General features: G+C 37.0%; 13 protein-coding genes. 10 read left to right on the forward strand and 3 right to left on the reverse strand.

Annotated features, from left to right (window positions below):
* Positions 1-194: 194 nt before the first annotated feature.
* Together CPT03_RS15425 and ahcY are read left to right on the forward strand one after the other, a co-directional pair.
* Positions 195-1,316: a Fic family protein gene (locus CPT03_RS15425; RefSeq protein WP_099439671.1), complete on the forward strand. Its 1,122-nt coding sequence runs from the start codon at positions 195-197 to the stop codon at positions 1,314-1,316.
* Positions 1,317-1,517: 201 nt separating this feature from the next.
* Positions 1,518-2,834 carry an adenosylhomocysteinase gene (ahcY, locus tag CPT03_RS15430; protein ID WP_099439672.1) on the forward strand — a complete coding sequence of 439 codons (1,317 nt, stop codon included), beginning with the start codon at positions 1,518-1,520 and terminating at the stop codon, positions 2,832-2,834.
* A 71-nt stretch (positions 2,835-2,905) separates the two neighbouring features.
* On the opposite strand, the gene CPT03_RS15435 is transcribed toward ahcY, so the two are convergent.
* Complete coding sequence (locus tag CPT03_RS15435; RefSeq protein WP_157766465.1) at positions 2,906-3,880, reverse strand: polysaccharide deacetylase family protein; 975 nt, start codon at positions 3,878-3,880, stop codon at positions 2,906-2,908.
* A gap of 2 nt (positions 3,881-3,882) precedes the next feature.
* On the reverse strand, positions 3,883-5,451 hold the full coding sequence (locus CPT03_RS15440) for a mechanosensitive ion channel family protein (protein WP_099439674.1): 1,569 nt from the start codon (positions 5,449-5,451) through the stop codon (positions 3,883-3,885).
* Positions 5,452-5,526: 75 nt separating this feature from the next.
* Here CPT03_RS15440 and CPT03_RS15445 point away from each other — a divergent pair, with 75 nt between their 5' ends.
* From CPT03_RS15445 to CPT03_RS15465, 5 genes are all read left to right on the forward strand, one after another.
* Positions 5,527-6,246, forward strand: coding sequence for a pyridoxine 5'-phosphate synthase (locus CPT03_RS15445; RefSeq protein WP_099439675.1), 720 nt, complete (start codon positions 5,527-5,529; stop codon positions 6,244-6,246).
* A gap of 17 nt (positions 6,247-6,263) precedes the next feature.
* Complete coding sequence (locus tag CPT03_RS15450) at positions 6,264-6,833, forward strand: hypothetical protein (RefSeq protein ID WP_099439676.1); 570 nt, start codon at positions 6,264-6,266, stop codon at positions 6,831-6,833.
* A 48-nt stretch (positions 6,834-6,881) separates the two neighbouring features.
* On the forward strand, positions 6,882-9,758 hold the full coding sequence (gcvP, locus tag CPT03_RS15455) for an aminomethyl-transferring glycine dehydrogenase (RefSeq protein ID WP_099439677.1): 2,877 nt from the start codon (positions 6,882-6,884) through the stop codon (positions 9,756-9,758).
* 111 nt (positions 9,759-9,869) lie between these two features.
* Complete coding sequence (locus CPT03_RS15460) at positions 9,870-10,463, forward strand: YceI family protein (protein ID WP_099441142.1); 594 nt, start codon at positions 9,870-9,872, stop codon at positions 10,461-10,463.
* 128 nt (positions 10,464-10,591) lie between these two features.
* Complete coding sequence (locus tag CPT03_RS15465; protein ID WP_099439678.1) at positions 10,592-10,996, forward strand: response regulator; 405 nt, start codon at positions 10,592-10,594, stop codon at positions 10,994-10,996.
* Here the strand turns inward: CPT03_RS15465 and CPT03_RS15470 are convergent.
* Positions 10,993-11,760 carry an MBL fold metallo-hydrolase gene (locus CPT03_RS15470; protein ID WP_099439679.1) on the reverse strand — a complete coding sequence of 256 codons (768 nt, stop codon included), beginning with the start codon at positions 11,758-11,760 and terminating at the stop codon, positions 10,993-10,995. The genes CPT03_RS15465 and CPT03_RS15470 overlap by 4 nt on opposite strands.
* Before the next feature lie 147 nt (positions 11,761-11,907).
* Between CPT03_RS15470 and recJ the strand changes: the two genes are divergently transcribed.
* The 3 genes from recJ to CPT03_RS15485 are packed head-to-tail and all read left to right on the forward strand — an operon-like array spanning position 11,908 to position 15,887.
* Entirely contained in the window at positions 11,908-13,620 is a 1,713-nt protein-coding gene (recJ, locus tag CPT03_RS15475; protein WP_099439680.1) for a single-stranded-DNA-specific exonuclease RecJ, read from the forward strand.
* A complete protein-coding gene (gene lptB, locus CPT03_RS15480) occupies positions 13,621-14,355 on the forward strand; it encodes an LPS export ABC transporter ATP-binding protein (protein WP_099439681.1) in 735 nt (244 codons plus the stop codon).
* 20 nt (positions 14,356-14,375) lie between these two features.
* The gene (locus CPT03_RS15485) at positions 14,376-15,887 is read left to right on the forward strand and encodes a GH3 auxin-responsive promoter family protein (RefSeq protein WP_099439682.1); all 1,512 of its coding nucleotides are present in this window, start codon (positions 14,376-14,378) and stop codon (positions 15,885-15,887) included.
* Positions 15,888-15,965: the final 78 nt, after the last annotated feature.

Raw genomic sequence — 15,965 nt, forward strand, 5'->3', positions numbered from 1 at the left:
TTTGTTTATCAAACATGACTAACAAAAGCGTTTGTTTATCATCAATCCAAATAACAGATAGACAAACCAAGTTGTCTATCAAAAATAAACAACAAAACCATTTGTCTATCAAAAAACAACACAAACAGACAAACAAAGAACTTTGTATTACATTTTTTACTTACATTTGATCAACTAATACATGAATCTTTACTATGAATTTAAATTTTGACACCGCAACAAAGTATCACTATGATCAATTTCCTCCTGAAAACTTGGATTATGGGAAATTTATCAATGAGCTTGTAAAAGCTACTGATGCTATAGCCAGGTACGATCAAATGTTAAAGAATTTACACAATAGTGAGATCTTATTAAGTCCTCTAAGAAATCAAGAAGCTGTAATTTCATCTAGGATGGAAGGTACTGTAAGTACTATGGATGAAATATTACAATTTGAAGCAGAAGAGGAAGGTGAAGAACCTAATCTTAACAACTATCGTTCAGATGTATTTGAGACTATATTATATCAAAGAGCGTTAAAAAATGCACAAAAGGGCATGAAAGATGGGTATGAATTATCAACAAGCTTTATAAAACAAGTACATCAACAACTGCTCTATTTTGGAAGAGGGGCCAATAAATCTCCAGGGGCATTCAAATCGGAGCAAAACTACTTAGCAGATAGACTAAAAAAAAACATATTATTTATTCCAATAAGTCCAGAAAAACTATCTGACGGATTGGATACTTTATTTAGTTATTTAAAAAATAGCAATCATCCAATCTTAGTAAAAACTGCTTTAATGCATTTAGAATTTGAAGCATTACATCCCTTTCAGGATGGGAATGGAAGAATTGGGAGAATGTTAATTACTTTATATTTATGGTCTACAGGGGTCATATCCGAACCCCATTTCTACATAAGTGGATATTTTGAAGAAAATAAGGACCAATACATAGATACTATGAGAAATGTATCAGAAAGTGGGGATTGGAGTGAGTGGTGTGCCTTCTTTTTAAAGGCAGTTGAAAATCAATCGATTAAAAACCTAGAAGTGGCCGAAAGTATTCAAGGCCTTTATGAAGAAATGAAAGGGATTTTCTCAGAAATACTCTCATCAAAATGGAGTGTAAATGCTTTAGATTACATATTTACAAATCCAGTTTTCAGGAATAGTAAATTTACTTCTAACAGCGGAATACCGGCTCCAACGGCTGCCAAATTTACGAGAAAACTACTAGACAGGGGACTAATTATCACTAAACAAGAGGCATCAGGGAGACGCCCAGCATTATATTCTTTTGAACCATTAATGAAACTTGTAAGAATTTAATCAATGCTAAATCTGTAATACGGAAAGATACACCTACAGGAAATTTACCGCAGCATGAATCGCACTTTTGAATTTAGCTAAACTAATGCGTAATTTTGTAGCAGAAAAACAGCGAGTTTCATCAAAGGTGTGCAATTAGTGTGCAAACAAAAAACACACGCTTAGTAAACTACTGTAAATCATACACTTAAATAAAACAATATGTCATCAGTAGAGACAACTTACGTTCCTTACAAAGTTAAGGACATTTCACTGGCAGAATGGGGCCGCAAAGAAATTGAACTGGCAGAAGCAGAAATGCCAGGTTTAATGTCATTACGCGAAGAATTTGGTCCTTCTCAACCATTAAAAGGCGCACGCATTGCAGGCTGCCTTCACATGACCATCCAAACTGCAGTTTTAATTGAAACATTAGTTGCATTAGGTGCTGAAGTTACCTGGTCATCTTGTAATATATTTTCAACTCAGGATCATGCTGCTGCTGCTATTGCTGCTGCTGGCATTCAGGTGTATGCCTGGAAAGGTTTAGACGAGGCTAGCTTTGACTGGTGCATCGAGCAAACTTTACATTTCGGTCCTGAGCGCCAACCACTAAATATGATCTTAGATGATGGTGGCGATTTAACCAATATGGTTTTCGATAAATTCCCTGAACTTATTGCTAACATCAAAGGTTTATCTGAAGAAACTACTACCGGAGTTCACCGCTTATATGAGCGTATGAAAAACGGAACATTGCACTTACCTGCAATTAACGTAAACGATTCAGTTACCAAATCTAAATTTGATAACAAATATGGTTGTCGTGAATCATTAGTAGATGCGATCCGTCGTGCTACTGATATCATGTTAGCTGGTAAAGTAGCTGTTGTTGCTGGTTACGGTGATGTTGGTAAAGGTTCTGCTGAATCTTTAAGCTCGCAAGGTGTACGTGTAATCGTTTCTGAAATTGACCCGATCTGTGCTTTACAAGCGGCAATGGAAGGTTATGAAGTTAAGAAATTCGCTACCGCTGTTAAAGAAGCTGATATTATTGTTACTACAACAGGTAACTGTGATATTGTTCGTGCTGAACATTTCAAAGTGATGAAAGACAAAGCTATCGTTTGTAACATTGGTCACTTCGACAATGAAATTGATGTTGCATGGTTAAACAAAAACTATGGCGATACTAAAGTGGAGATCAAACCTCAGGTTGACAAATATACTATCGACGGAAAAGACATCATCCTATTGGCAGAAGGTCGTTTGGTAAACTTAGGCTGTGCAACTGGCCACCCAAGTTTTGTAATGTCTAATTCATTTACTAACCAGACTTTGGCTCAATTAGAATTGTGGACCAATACTGATCAGTATGAGAACAAAGTTTATGTGCTTCCTAAGCATTTAGATGAAAAAGTAGCTCGTTTACACCTGGCTAAAATTGGTGTTGAACTTGATGTTTTAGATGCTCATCAGGCAGAATATATTGGTGTTCCGGTTGAAGGTCCATTTAAACCTGATACTTACAGATACTAATCAACAGATTATACAAAAAAGAGGGAAATCGCATAAGCAATTTCCCTCTTTTTTGTATGCAGATACACGGATTATTTCTGTTGAAACTCATCTTCAACACTTTCCCTTAAATCGTACATCATCCATTGCCTACCATTAATGTCTTGCTGCTTATTCTTAAGTAGCCTGATAAAATCCTGAACTCCTACCGGTTCGTTTCCATTTCCATGAATTAAAACTATGCTTCCGGCATTGGCTGGCTGACCTTTTGCAAGCCATGCATCACTGCCAACAGGAATAATTCCATAAGAAAGTACGCGCTGTACAACTTCAGTGTCTGACACAAGCCCCGGAAAACGAAAGAAAGCAGATGGCAACAACCCATGCTGTAACATGGCCAATTCTGTTCCCAGTATTTCAAAATCCATATCTGTTCCAGGCTCCAGCAGGAAGTTAGTTTTAAGCGGCGCTTTCGAACTCACATGGTGATTATAGGAATGATTTATCCATGTAACCTCAATATCATTTGATTTCTCTAGCTCCTTAAGCCAATTTAGATCATTAGAATGTGTAAGCATCCATCGACCGGTAATTGAAATTGCGATCGGAACCGGTTTCTCCGTTTTCTGAAATTCTGAAATGAGTGAAGTAAAGATCATCCTATCCAAAGCTTTATGTGAAGGGCACAGATCAATTGTTAAGGTTATTCCCTTTTCCTTTTGAAAACCATGTATAATTCCTGCATCCTGTAAGTTCCCGGATAATTGCTTTGCAGAAGATATTGCCTGAGCATACGGGGTATTACTCAAATAGCTAAGTGCTTGCTCAAATCCCATTTCTTTAACAGTAAGCCTTGCTGCAGGAACTATTGATGTTGTTAGTTCACGCGGGTTTACTGCTAAATATGAATTAGTACCCGAGGTTTTGAACTTTCGAAGTATCAGTAATTCTTTATTGTGGTACTTAGCAATTGCGAAATATTTGTTATAACCCTCAATGTTAACCTGGGCTGAACAAGGAATAGCCAACACCATTAAGAGGCAAAAAAGTCTTACTACGTTTCGCATACCTAAGCTTTAGCCTGAACAGTACTTGCATTTCCATCTCTTATGGCCTGGTAATGAGGCGACATAATTTCAACTCCTGCCGCGTCAAATGCTTCATGGATATTCTTATGCAGTTCTGAATAGATTACAGCCATAATACGTGGGTCGCTTATATAAGCATTCAACTGATAAGACACGTACCAGTCATCGAGACTTGTTTGCAATACAAAAGGAGTTCTATCCTTAATAACACCTTCGGTTGCCAATGCGGAATTAATTAGCAGCTCATGAATTTTTGTCCATGGAATATCGTAACCCAGGGTAAGGGTACTATGAATAATCAGTCCTTCGTTAGCGGCCATGCTGCTATAATTAACCGTATTTCCGTTTAAAATAGCACTGTTAGGAATAGTAATAATCTCGTTTTTGATCGTTTTGACACGAGTAACCAATAATGATTTTTCCAGAACAGCCCCGGTTGTATCCCCAATTTTCACTACATCCCCTATCTTAAAAGGTCGCATGTACGTAATTACCATACCTGCCACACCATTACTAATTGCCGATGAAGACCCAAAAGAAATAAGAATCCCTAGGAATACAGACACTCCCTTAAAGATTGCCAGATCAGATCCAGGAATGTAAGGCCATATCATTACCAATGTAAAAGCATTCAGTAAAATCTTAACAATATTAAATGTAGGTTTTGCCCAATCCGGATAGAAACCGTTAATTTTTAACCTTTCGTTTTCAATCTCATCGGCTAAAAATTTAATGGCCCTTTTTACGTAATGGAATACACCAACAATTACTGCAATAGTAATCAGGTTAGGGAAAAAGTCAATTAAAGCGCTAAATATGTTTTTTAATGGATTTAATACAAAACTAATTAGGCTATCGCTCCAGGATTTTGTCCATGGGAAGAGCCTGAAGATTACCGGAAGCGTAAGGTAAACCAGTAAAAGGATTACAAAGATTTTAATCAGGTTCAGGAATTTACTGATTAATGTAAGCTCCCTTTTTCTGTCGATCAGTTCATAATCCTTAATCTTAATATGCCCAATTCTTTTATGCAATTTGAAACTGAGCCAACTGTTAAATTTATTAGAGTACTTATTGAAAAAATATATACATACACCCAATACAAGAATAATTAGCAGTCCCAACCCAGCCCGCTTTAAAAGCTCTGATAAATTGGTTTCCTTTCTGTAACTGTTAATGTTATTTATAATGATTTCCTGATAAGCTTTAGCCATAACTTCGCGACTCATATTCACGGAATCAGCATCGGCTTTTGACAAGCTTAATAAAATATCACCTTTATAGGCAATAGCCACAAGAGTAGAATCATCAACCGTAACTAAAGAATCGGGCACGAAAAGAAGATCCTCAGATAAGGCTTCGACCTTGGTTGAGATTCTTTGCGCCCTTTCGGATGCAGACAATGAACCGAGTTTATTTTTTACATGAAAGAGTGTATCCGAATGTGCAATTACAGGGTAGCCTTTAAATGCAACAGTATCTTTCTGGGCATAAGCAATATGCTGAATAAAACACAACGCTATAAATGAGATCAACAGTTTTAATGACATATATCGAGTATTATAACTGATAGCAAAATACAGAAATTTTTTACCTTTACTTGCATATTTATATTTTGGGCTAACATGACAAAACTTTCAGTAAACATCAATAAAATAGCAACACTTCGTAATAGTCGTGGAGGAAACAATCCGGATCTTATTAAAGTAGCTTTGGATTGCGAACGCTTCGGATCGGAAGGGATTACAGTACATCCAAGACCTGATGAAAGACACATCAGATATCAGGATGTTTTTGATTTGAAAGCAAGAATAGCTACAGAATTTAACATTGAGGGTAACTGCCGGGAACAAAAATTTGTTGATCTGGTTTTAGCTAACAAACCTGCTCAGGTAACGTTGGTACCTGATGCCGAAGGTCAAATTACGTCTAACCATGGATGGGATACGATAAAACATAAGGATTACTTGAAAGAAATGGTTTCTATATTTAAATCGGCAGGAATCAGGGTATCAATTTTTGTTGATCCTGTGGTAGAAATGGTTGAGGCAGCGGCAGAAAGCGGAACTGACAGGATTGAACTTTACACTGAAGCTTATGCCCACAATTACTATGATAACCGGGAAAAGGCTATCCTGCCCTATATTGCAGCAGCACACAAGGCTCATGAGGTTGGGCTAGGCATAAACGCTGGTCATGATTTAGATTTACATAACCTAAAATATTTTGCCGAAAGTATCCCCGGATTACTGGAAGTTAGTATTGGCCATGCACTAATAAGTGATGCACTTTATTTAGGACTGGAAAACACCATTCAATTATACCTGAAGCAATTGAAACATTAACCTAAAATGCTCGCACTATGAAAAATTTCAAATTATTAACTATTGCTATTTCACTATTATTATTTATTTCATCGTGTAAAAGTGGTGGCAATTTAGATGAGGGTACTGCCGAAGATGTAATATCGGCGCATCTTAAAGCAAACCCTGAATATGAGAGCACTAAAATAAATATTGGAGAAATTAAATTCAGGAGCAAAAAGGACAAACTGGAGTTACAAAAATATAAGGCGCTTGAGGAAAAGGGACTTGTTGATATGGAGCTTCAAAATCAAAAAAAGAAATTCTTGTCTAAAGACAGCGTATATTTCTATTTAATTATCCTAACAGACAAAGCAAAGCCTTACATTCTTAAACATGATGCCCATAATGCAACTGTAAGGGCTATTAATTATGTGCTTGATGAGGAGAAGCCAATTACGCTTATAAAAGGCGACTCAAAAATAGCTCGGGTTACCGTTTCACTGAAGAAAGAACTGACTGATTTCTCGATATTTTTTAAAGACAAAAACGTTGGCAGCAACTTCATTACTAAAACTTATAAGTTAAAGCTTAAGAAAGAAGTTGGCTGGATATTAGTTGGTGGTTAAAAGGCTATTTTTTTATTACCTTTGCGCAACTTTTTATTCAAAGAATACATGAGCTTAAACATTCATTACCAAGAAGACTTTAAAGACCGCCACATTGCGCCTAATATTGATGACACAAACGCAATGCTAACCACGCTTGGCGTGGGCTCTATTGACGAATTAATAGAACAAACTGTTCCGCAAAAAATCAGGTTAAAACAACCTTTAAATTTGCCAAAAGCAAAATCTGAAACAGATTACCTAAACAGCTTAAGACAAACGGCTTCTTTAAACAAAGTTTTTAAATCATATATCGGTCAGGGATATTATGACACCTTAACTCCTGGTGTAATTTTACGTAATGTAATGGAAAACCCGGGATGGTATACGCAATATACTCCTTATCAGGCTGAAATTGCTCAGGGCCGTTTACAGGCTTTGTTAAATTTCCAGACTATGGTTATTGACTTAACTGGTATGGAAATAGCAAATGCATCGCTTCTTGATGAAGGTACTGCAGCTGCCGAAGCCATGTTTATGCAATATAGCCTTCGCAAAAATCAGCAGGCTACCAAATTCTTTGTTTCTGCTTTATTGTTCCCTCAAACCATTGATATTTTAAAAACCCGTGCAAATCCTTTTGGAATTGAATTGGTGATTGGAGATCATGAATCATTTGAATTAAATGAAGAGTTTTTTGGAGCAATTATTCAATATCCTGCAGGAAACGGAGAAGTATTTGATTACACCGGCTTTGCTCAAAAAGCACATGAAAAAAATGTAAAAGTTACAGTTGTTGCCGACTTGCTAAGTTTAACCCTGTTAACTCCTCCGGGAGAATGGGGTGCAGATGTTGTAGTTGGTACTACCCAGCGTTTCGGTATCCCAATGGGATTTGGTGGTCCACATGCTGCTTTCTTTGCAACTAAGGATGAGTACAAACGCTCAATTCCGGGACGTATTATTGGTGTAACTATCGACAGCAATAACAACTATGCTTTGCGCATGGCTTTGCAAACAAGAGAACAGCATATCCGCAGAGATAAAGCTACTTCTAACATTTGTACTGCACAGGCACTATTGGCTATTATGGCTGGGTTTTATGCTGTTTACCATGGCCCTAAAGGATTAAAACTTATTGCAGAGCGTACGCATGGATTAGCTATTACTTTAGCTAAATCATTAGAGAAAATAGGATACAAACAGTTAAATAAAGTTTATTTCGATACCATTCAGTTAGATCTTGGCGATTTAGTTGATTCTATTCACAGAGAATGCATCGACAATGAAATCAACCTTAACTATAATGGTAGTGTGGTTACCATAGCTCTGGATGAAACTACCTCAGTTGAAGATGTAAAGCTTTTAACTAAAATATTCTCGAAGGTAAAAGCAATTGCTGCTGATGCTGTTGAATTAGCTGATAAAAATATTGAGACTGTAATTCCTGCAAATTTACAACGTACATCTGCATACTTAACTCATCCGGTATTTAATGCGCACCATTCTGAACATGAAATGTTGCGTTATATCAAATCATTAGAGACTAAAGATCTTTCTCTTTGTCATTCAATGATTGCTTTAGGTTCATGTACAATGAAACTTAATGCAACAACCGAGATGATCCCGGTTACATGGCCTGAATTTGGTAAAGTGCATCCTTTTGCCCCTGCTGATCAGGTAGCTGGTTATTATACTGTATTTAATGAGCTTGACAGATGGTTGAGCGAAATTACCGGTTTTGCTGCCATGAGCTTACAACCAAATGCTGGTGCACAGGGTGAATATGCAGGCCTAATGGTAATCAGAGCCTATCACCAGGATCGTGGAGATGCTCATCGTAACATCGCTTTAATTCCTTCTTCAGCCCATGGAACTAATCCAGCTTCTGCGGCAATGGCCGGAATGAAGATTGTGGTTGTAAAATCACTGGAAAACGGGAACATTGATGTTGAAGATTTAAAAGCTAAGGCTGTTGAGCATGCGGCAAATCTTTCATGCTTAATGGTTACCTATCCTTCTACACATGGCGTGTTTGAAGAGAGTATAGTAGACATTTGTAATGTTATCCATGAAAATGGCGGACAGGTTTATATGGATGGAGCCAATATGAATGCTCAGGTTGGTTTAACCAGCCCTGCAAATATTGGCGCCGACGTTTGTCACCTTAACCTGCACAAAACATTCTGTATTCCTCACGGTGGTGGTGGTCCTGGTATGGGTCCTATTGGTGTTGCAAAACATCTTGTTCCTTATTTACCCGGACATGCTGTGGTAGATATAAATAATGAAAAATCCATTCATGCAGTTTCTTCGGCACCATGGGGTTCAGCTTCAATTCTGATCATATCTCATGCTTATATTGCAATGATGGGTGGTGAAGGATTAACCAACGCTACAAAATATGCAATACTAAATGCCAACTATATGAAAGGCCGTTTTGAGCAGCATTATCCTGTATTGTATTCGGGAGCTAATGGCCGTTGCGCACATGAAATGATCTTAGATTGCAGAGGATTTAAAAACTTCGGGATTGAGGTTGTTGACATTGCAAAACGTTTGATGGATTACGGATTTCATGCCCCTACTGTATCTTTCCCTGTTGCCGGAACACTAATGGTTGAGCCAACTGAAAGCGAACCTAAACATGAGTTAGATCGTTTCTGTGATGCTTTAATTGCCATCAGAAATGAAATCACTGCAGTTGAAACAGGTGAACTGGATAAAACTGATAACCCACTAAAAAATGCCCCGCATACTGCAGCTGTAGTTACTGGAAATGAGTGGAACCATGGTTATAGCAGACAAACTGCCGCCTTCCCTTTACCTTATGTAGCTGCTTATAAATTCTGGCCATCGGTTGGAAGAGTAAATGATTCATTTGGAGACAGATCATTAGTTTGTGCTTGTCCGCCAATTGAAAGCTATGCTGAAGATTTAGCCTAAAAACTTATCATAAGTCAATTTAGGTCTTTAAACCTTTTGATACATTTGTCTTCTAAAATGTATCAAAAGGCTAAAAAAAGCTTTAGTATTAAAAACTCAAATTATAGTACAATGAAATTAAAAATCACTTCGCTGGCATTACTACTAATCGTATTTTTCTCATCAGCATTTATTGCTCCTGTATTTAAGCCAACTACCTATAAAGTGGATGTTGAGAAATCATCATTAACCTGGGTTGGTAAAAAACTCACTGGTAGCCACAATGGAACTATAGACCTTCAGTCAGGAAGTTTAATTTTCAATGATAAAAAACTTTCAGGTGGTAATTTCACAATTAATATGGCAACTATTAAAGATGCTGATAAAAGTGAAAAACTGGAAGGTCACTTAAAAGCTGATGACTTTTTTGGAGTTGACAAATTTGCGACTTCTGCTTTTGTTATTAAAAAAATTGCAAATACAGGTGCCAATACTGCCAATGTAACTGGTAATCTTACCATTAAAGGCATTACAAATTCTATCACTTTCCCTGCAACTATTACCTGGAATGCTGATGGATCAGTAACTGCAACTGCTGAAAAAGTTGTTGTTGACAGGACTAAGTTTGGAATCAAATTTAGATCAAAAGGTATATTTCCTGATGTTGGTGACAAAATGATTTATGACGATTTTGAGCTTGCTATTAAGCTTGTAGCCAAAAAATAAAAAAACACAAAAAAAAGAGCCATTATATAAATAATGGCTCTTTTTTTTTGCTTTTATTTACACCCCTATTAAAAGAGTTAAATATATTATAATTTTGTACTTAACTTTTCTGCGCTTTACAAAACTTTATGACCAACTCTAGAATCAATATGCTTGTTATTGATGATGATGACATCAATATTTTTATCATAAAAAAAGTGATAGAAAAAACTGGTTATGAGGTAGATATGACTTCAAAAAGCAATGGCCAGCTAGCTATAGATTACCTGACAAGCATCACCAGTAATGTAGAAATATTCCCGCACATTATCCTGGTAGACATTAATATGCCAATTCTTAACGGCTGGGAATTTCTGGAGGCCTACGAAAAACTGAATATAGTACGCCCAAAAGTTTACCTGTATATGCTCTCTTCTTCTGTTTATGAGTATGACATTGAGAAAGCCAAGGGTTTTAAATCCGTAAACGGATTCATTTCTAAACCCTTAACCATCGAAAGACTCAAAGAACTTTTACAGTTAGTTGTTCTTTAGCTTATTCTAAATTGCCCATCTGTATAGGTAACATATCCAGTAGCCTTACTTTTTGCATGATAAAAAAGGCAATTCCAATTCTCCTCAGCAGCCTTCTTTCCAAATTCTTCTCTAAGCTCCATAGCCTTCCTACCATCAAAATCATACTTCGCAATAAACTTTCTTAGTAGTTCTTCCGGTTCCGGCAAAACATCGCCTCCAAAAAACACTTTATCTACACCATCATCTAGTAAAAACACCTGATGAAACGGACAATGTGCTCCGGTAAGCTCATAACTGATTTCATCGGTTAGTTGCCCGGAGTTTTCAATAAATTTTAGCTGCGCATTGCGTTGCAAAAATTCAAATATTTCAGTTTTGTAAGACGAAGAAGGGTTTGTAAAAGCAGTCTCCCACTCTCCTGTTTGAATTACATATGTTGCGTGCGGAAAGCTTAACTCTACACTGCCATCAATTTTGTTATGGATCATGCCACCTGAATGGTCAAAATGAAGATGAGACATCAAAACCATATCTACATCTTCAGGATCAAAACCAGCCTTTCTAATGTTATTATGCAAAATCAACTGTCCTTTTTCATCACTGTAGCCCAAACCTGTATCAAATAAAACCAGGCTATTTTTTAGCTTAATTAAAAAAGGCTGTACATGGATAAAAAGAGAAGCCGGACGATCCTTGGGGTTATCCTTTTCGGCATTAAATGGTATAAATTTTTTAGTTGCGTCTACAGAATATGATCCTTCGTATAAAGTGAAAACTTGCAATGGCGTAGTTATTAGTAAGAAAATTAAATGATATATTTACAACAATATCATTGCAAAGATAGGGAACCTCTATGAAGTTAACACGCTGGCAATAAAATAATCAGAAGTTTATGCAAGCTTCGCAGGGAAAAAGAAGACAGATATTAGATGAAAAAAAGATGGGTGCGGGCCGCAAAGGGCAATATAGAAACGACAGATTTGCTTGCACAACAATTAAATATAAATAGCAGTTTAGCGGAGATATTAGTACAAAGAGGCATTTCTTGTTTCGATAGTGCGCGTGATTATTTTAGGCCGCAGATGTCGCATCTGCACGATCCTTTCCTGATGAAGGATATGGATAAAGCCATCGAAAGAATTGACCTTGCCCTTACAAAAAATGAAAAGATATTAATCTACGGAGATTATGATGTAGATGGAACCACTTCAGTTGCCCTTGCATTCAGTTTTTTTAGCCAGTTTACGTCAAACATTGAATATTATATCCCAGACAGACATAAGGAAGGATACGGTATTTCGACAGCTGGAATTGATTATGCCGCAGAAAATGGTTTCACGCTGATCATTTCTCTTGATTGCGGAATAAAAGCCAACGATAAAATTGCCTATGCAAACACTTTGAATATTGATTTTATTGTTTGCGATCATCATTTGCCTGGAGATGAACTTCCGGCTGCAATTGCTCTACTTGATCCGAAACGTAACGATTGTCCTTACCCTTTTAAAGAACTTGCTGGTTGCGGCATTGGCTTTAAACTTGCCCAGGCCTATTGCCATACTCATCAGTTAACTTCCGATAAATACGAGCAATATATTGATTTGGTAATGGTAAGTATTGCTGCTGACATTGTACCTGTTATTGATGAAAATAGAATTCTTGCATATCATGGCCTCATCAAATTAAACACACAGCCTTCTATTGGATTAAAGGCGCTGATGGAAATTTCTGGAAAGCATAAAGATTACACACTTACCGATGTAGTTTTTACCTTAGCTCCCCGTATCAATGCTGCCGGAAGAATGAACCATGCATCCGAAGCAGTTAAAATGTTGCTTTGTACAGAAAGTACCATAGCTCAGGAGCAAAGTTTACTTATAAACCTACAAAATACAGAACGCAAAACATCTGACCAAAGCATTACGGCCGAAGCCCTTGCATTAATTGAAGATTGTGAAATTCTTGTTAGTAAAAAAACAACGGTTGTATATCATGAAAGCTGGAATAAAGGTGTCATAGGCATTGTGGCTTCCAGACTGATAGAGAAATATTATAGACCTACAGTTGTACTTACCGCATCGAACGGACTGCTTACAGGCTCTGCGCGATCCGTTGCCGGGTTCGATTTGTATGAAGCATTACTAGGTTGCGAAGATCTTTTGGTTCAGTTTGGTGGACATAAGTTTGCTGCTGGATTAACAATAAAGCCCGAAAACATTCAATTATTTTCGGATCGTTTTGAAAATATAGTTGCATCAACCATTACTGATGACTTATTAAAGCCGGAAATAAATATAGATTCAGAAATTGAATTTAGGCAAATAGATGGTAAATTTCAGCGCATTATAGCGCAAATGGAGCCATTTGGCCCCTTAAATATGGCACCAATTTTTGTTTCTCATAATGTATTTATTACCGGAAAACCTTATGTTGTGGGCACAAAACATTTAAAATTAAATTTAAAACAACAAAATTCTACTATTTTTGAAAGCATTGGTTTTGGATTGGCAGAATACGAATCATTATTACAGCCAAACCAACCTTTCTCTGTTTGTTATACAGTAGAAGAAAATATATGGAAAGATCAACGGCGTTTACAATTAAATATTAAAGCCATAGAAATTGACAACCAATATAATTAGATGATATTAAGAGCTGAAAATCTGATAAAAAAATATAAACAACGTACTGTTGTTAATGACGTTTCGTTTAGTGTTAGTCAGGGTGAAATTGTTGGTTTACTAGGACCCAATGGAGCCGGAAAAACAACCTCTTTTTATATGATTGTGGGGTTGATTAAACCAAATGAGGGTACGATATATTTGGATGACCAGGACATTACCAGTGACCCAATGTACCGAAGAGCACAAAAAGGTATTGGATACTTAGCGCAGGAGGCTTCAGTTTTCAGAAAACTTTCTGTTGAAGACAATATAATGGCCATTTTAGAAATGACTAAAATGAGCAAGGAAGAACGACATGAACAACTGGAAGAGCTGATTAGTGAGTTTAGTTTACATAAAGTTCGTAAAAACCGTGGCGACCTACTTTCGGGAGGGGAACGCAGAAGGACAGAGATTGCCAGGGCATTGGCTGCTAGTCCTAATTTTATCTTACTGGATGAACCGTTTGCCGGGGTAGACCCCATTGCTGTTGAAGAAATTCAGACTATAGTTGCTAAACTAAAACAAAAAAACATAGGTATTCTGATTACCGACCATAACGTACAGGAAACTTTATCTATTACCGACAGGGCTTATTTATTATTTGAGGGCAAGATTCTGGAATCTGGAACCCCGGAAGTACTTGCTGCCAATGAAATGGTAAGAAGAGTATATTTAGGCTCTAATTTCGTATTACGAAGTAAAAACTTATAATTCACTACTTAAACAAAAGCATGGCAATTGTAAATTCAATTTTTACCTGGTATATGAAAAAGCGCGTCCACCAGATAGAGCTTTTTATAAAGTACCCGCATGATGTGCAGGAAGAATGGTTTCAAAAACTAATTTCAAGCGCTGAGGATACTGAATGGGGTGAAAAATACGATTACCGTTCCATTGAAACTCCTAAACAATTTAAGGAACGTGTTCCCTTACAAAACTATGATACCCTAAAGCCATTCATTGAAAGAATGCTTAAAGGAGAACAAAACATTTTATGGCCATCGGAAATTAAATGGTTTGCCAAATCATCTGGCACAACAAGCGACAGGAGTAAGTTTATTCCGGTATCAGAAGAATCTTTACAGGAATGTCACTTTAAAGGTGGAAAGGACATGTTGTCGATTTTTTGCAACAACAGACCTACCAATGAGATTTTTACAGGAAAGGGACTTGTTCTTGGTGGCAGTCACCAAATTAATCAGCTTAATGAGGACTCCTTTTATGGTGACCTTTCTGCTGTATTGATCAAAAATCTGCCGATGTGGGCCGAATATTACCGCACACCAAATATCTCCATTGCATTAATGGAGAACTATGAGGAAAAGATGGAAAAAATGGCTGAAGCCACCATCAAAGAGAATGTAACCAATATAGCCGGGGTACCCACCTGGACTATTGTGTTGGCTAAAAAAGTACTGGAAATAACTGGTAAAGCCAATTTACTGGAAGTGTGGCCAAACCTTGAGCTTTATATTCATGGCGCTGTAAACTTTAAGCCCTACAGGGAACAATTTAAAGAATTGATCCCTTGCAGCCATATGTACTATCTGGAAACCTATAATGCATCTGAAGGTTTCTTTGGAATTCAGGATGAGGTGGATTCAGATGAGCTTTTACTAATGCTTGACTATGGCATATACTACGAGTTTTTACCGATTGAAAAGCTTGATGATGATAACCCTGATACCCTTAGTCTGGAGCAGGTAGAGCTTAATAAAAACTACGCCATTATTATCTCGACAAATGGAGGACTTTGGCGGTATATGATTGGAGATACCGTTCAGTTTACAAGTCTATCTCCGTATCGCATAAAAATAACCGGCAGAACAAAACATTTTATAAATGCTTTTGGAGAAGAGGTTATTATAGACAATGCTGAACAGGCAATCTGCAAGGCATGTGATGCCACAGGTGCCGTATTTAAAGATTATACTGCCTGCCCTATCTATTTTAAAGGCGAAGAGGTTGGTGGCCATGAATGGATAATTGAATTTGATCATCAGCCTAATGACTTTGAACGTTTTGTTGATGTTTTAGATCAGACCTTAAGAGAGGTAAATTCTGATTACGATGCGAAAAGATTTAAAGATCTGGCTTTGCGCCGCCCTAAAGTACATAACGCACCCAACAATACGTTCTACAACTGGTTAAAATCAAAAGGTAAACTTGGAGGACAACATAAGGTTCCAAGATTAGCGAACGATAGGAAATACGTTGAAGAAATACTCCCTCTGATGAAGTAATAACACTGGTTATTTTCGTTAATTTTTTTTTGTATTAGATAAGGTGATTTAATTTTTTTTAGTTAAATTTAAATAGCT

The sequence above is a fragment of the Pedobacter ginsengisoli genome, assembly GCF_002736205.1.
GTDB classification, from domain to species: domain Bacteria; phylum Bacteroidota; class Bacteroidia; order Sphingobacteriales; family Sphingobacteriaceae; genus Pedobacter; species Pedobacter ginsengisoli_A.

Bases quoted from the DNA above. Each gene is read 5' to 3' on its own strand.
- recJ (WP_099439680.1), top strand. From the start codon at position 11,908: ATGAAAAAAAGATGGGTGCGGGCCGCAAAGGGCAATATAGAAACGACA.
- CPT03_RS15425 (WP_099439671.1), top strand. From the start codon at position 195: ATGAATTTAAATTTTGACACCGCAACAAAGTATCACTATGATCAATTT.
- CPT03_RS15450 (WP_099439676.1), top strand. From the start codon at position 6,264: ATGAAAAATTTCAAATTATTAACTATTGCTATTTCACTATTATTATTT.
- CPT03_RS15435 (WP_157766465.1), bottom strand. From the start codon at position 3,880: ATGCGAAACGTAGTAAGACTTTTTTGCCTCTTAATGGTGTTGGCTATT.
- CPT03_RS15460 (WP_099441142.1), top strand. From the start codon at position 9,870: ATGAAATTAAAAATCACTTCGCTGGCATTACTACTAATCGTATTTTTC.
- CPT03_RS15445 (WP_099439675.1), top strand. From the start codon at position 5,527: ATGACAAAACTTTCAGTAAACATCAATAAAATAGCAACACTTCGTAAT.
- gcvP (WP_099439677.1), top strand. From the start codon at position 6,882: ATGAGCTTAAACATTCATTACCAAGAAGACTTTAAAGACCGCCACATT.
- lptB (WP_099439681.1), top strand. From the start codon at position 13,621: ATGATATTAAGAGCTGAAAATCTGATAAAAAAATATAAACAACGTACT.
- ahcY (WP_099439672.1), top strand. From the start codon at position 1,518: ATGTCATCAGTAGAGACAACTTACGTTCCTTACAAAGTTAAGGACATT.
- CPT03_RS15440 (WP_099439674.1), bottom strand. From the start codon at position 5,451: ATGTCATTAAAACTGTTGATCTCATTTATAGCGTTGTGTTTTATTCAG.
- CPT03_RS15465 (WP_099439678.1), top strand. From the start codon at position 10,592: ATGACCAACTCTAGAATCAATATGCTTGTTATTGATGATGATGACATC.
- CPT03_RS15485 (WP_099439682.1), top strand. From the start codon at position 14,376: ATGGCAATTGTAAATTCAATTTTTACCTGGTATATGAAAAAGCGCGTC.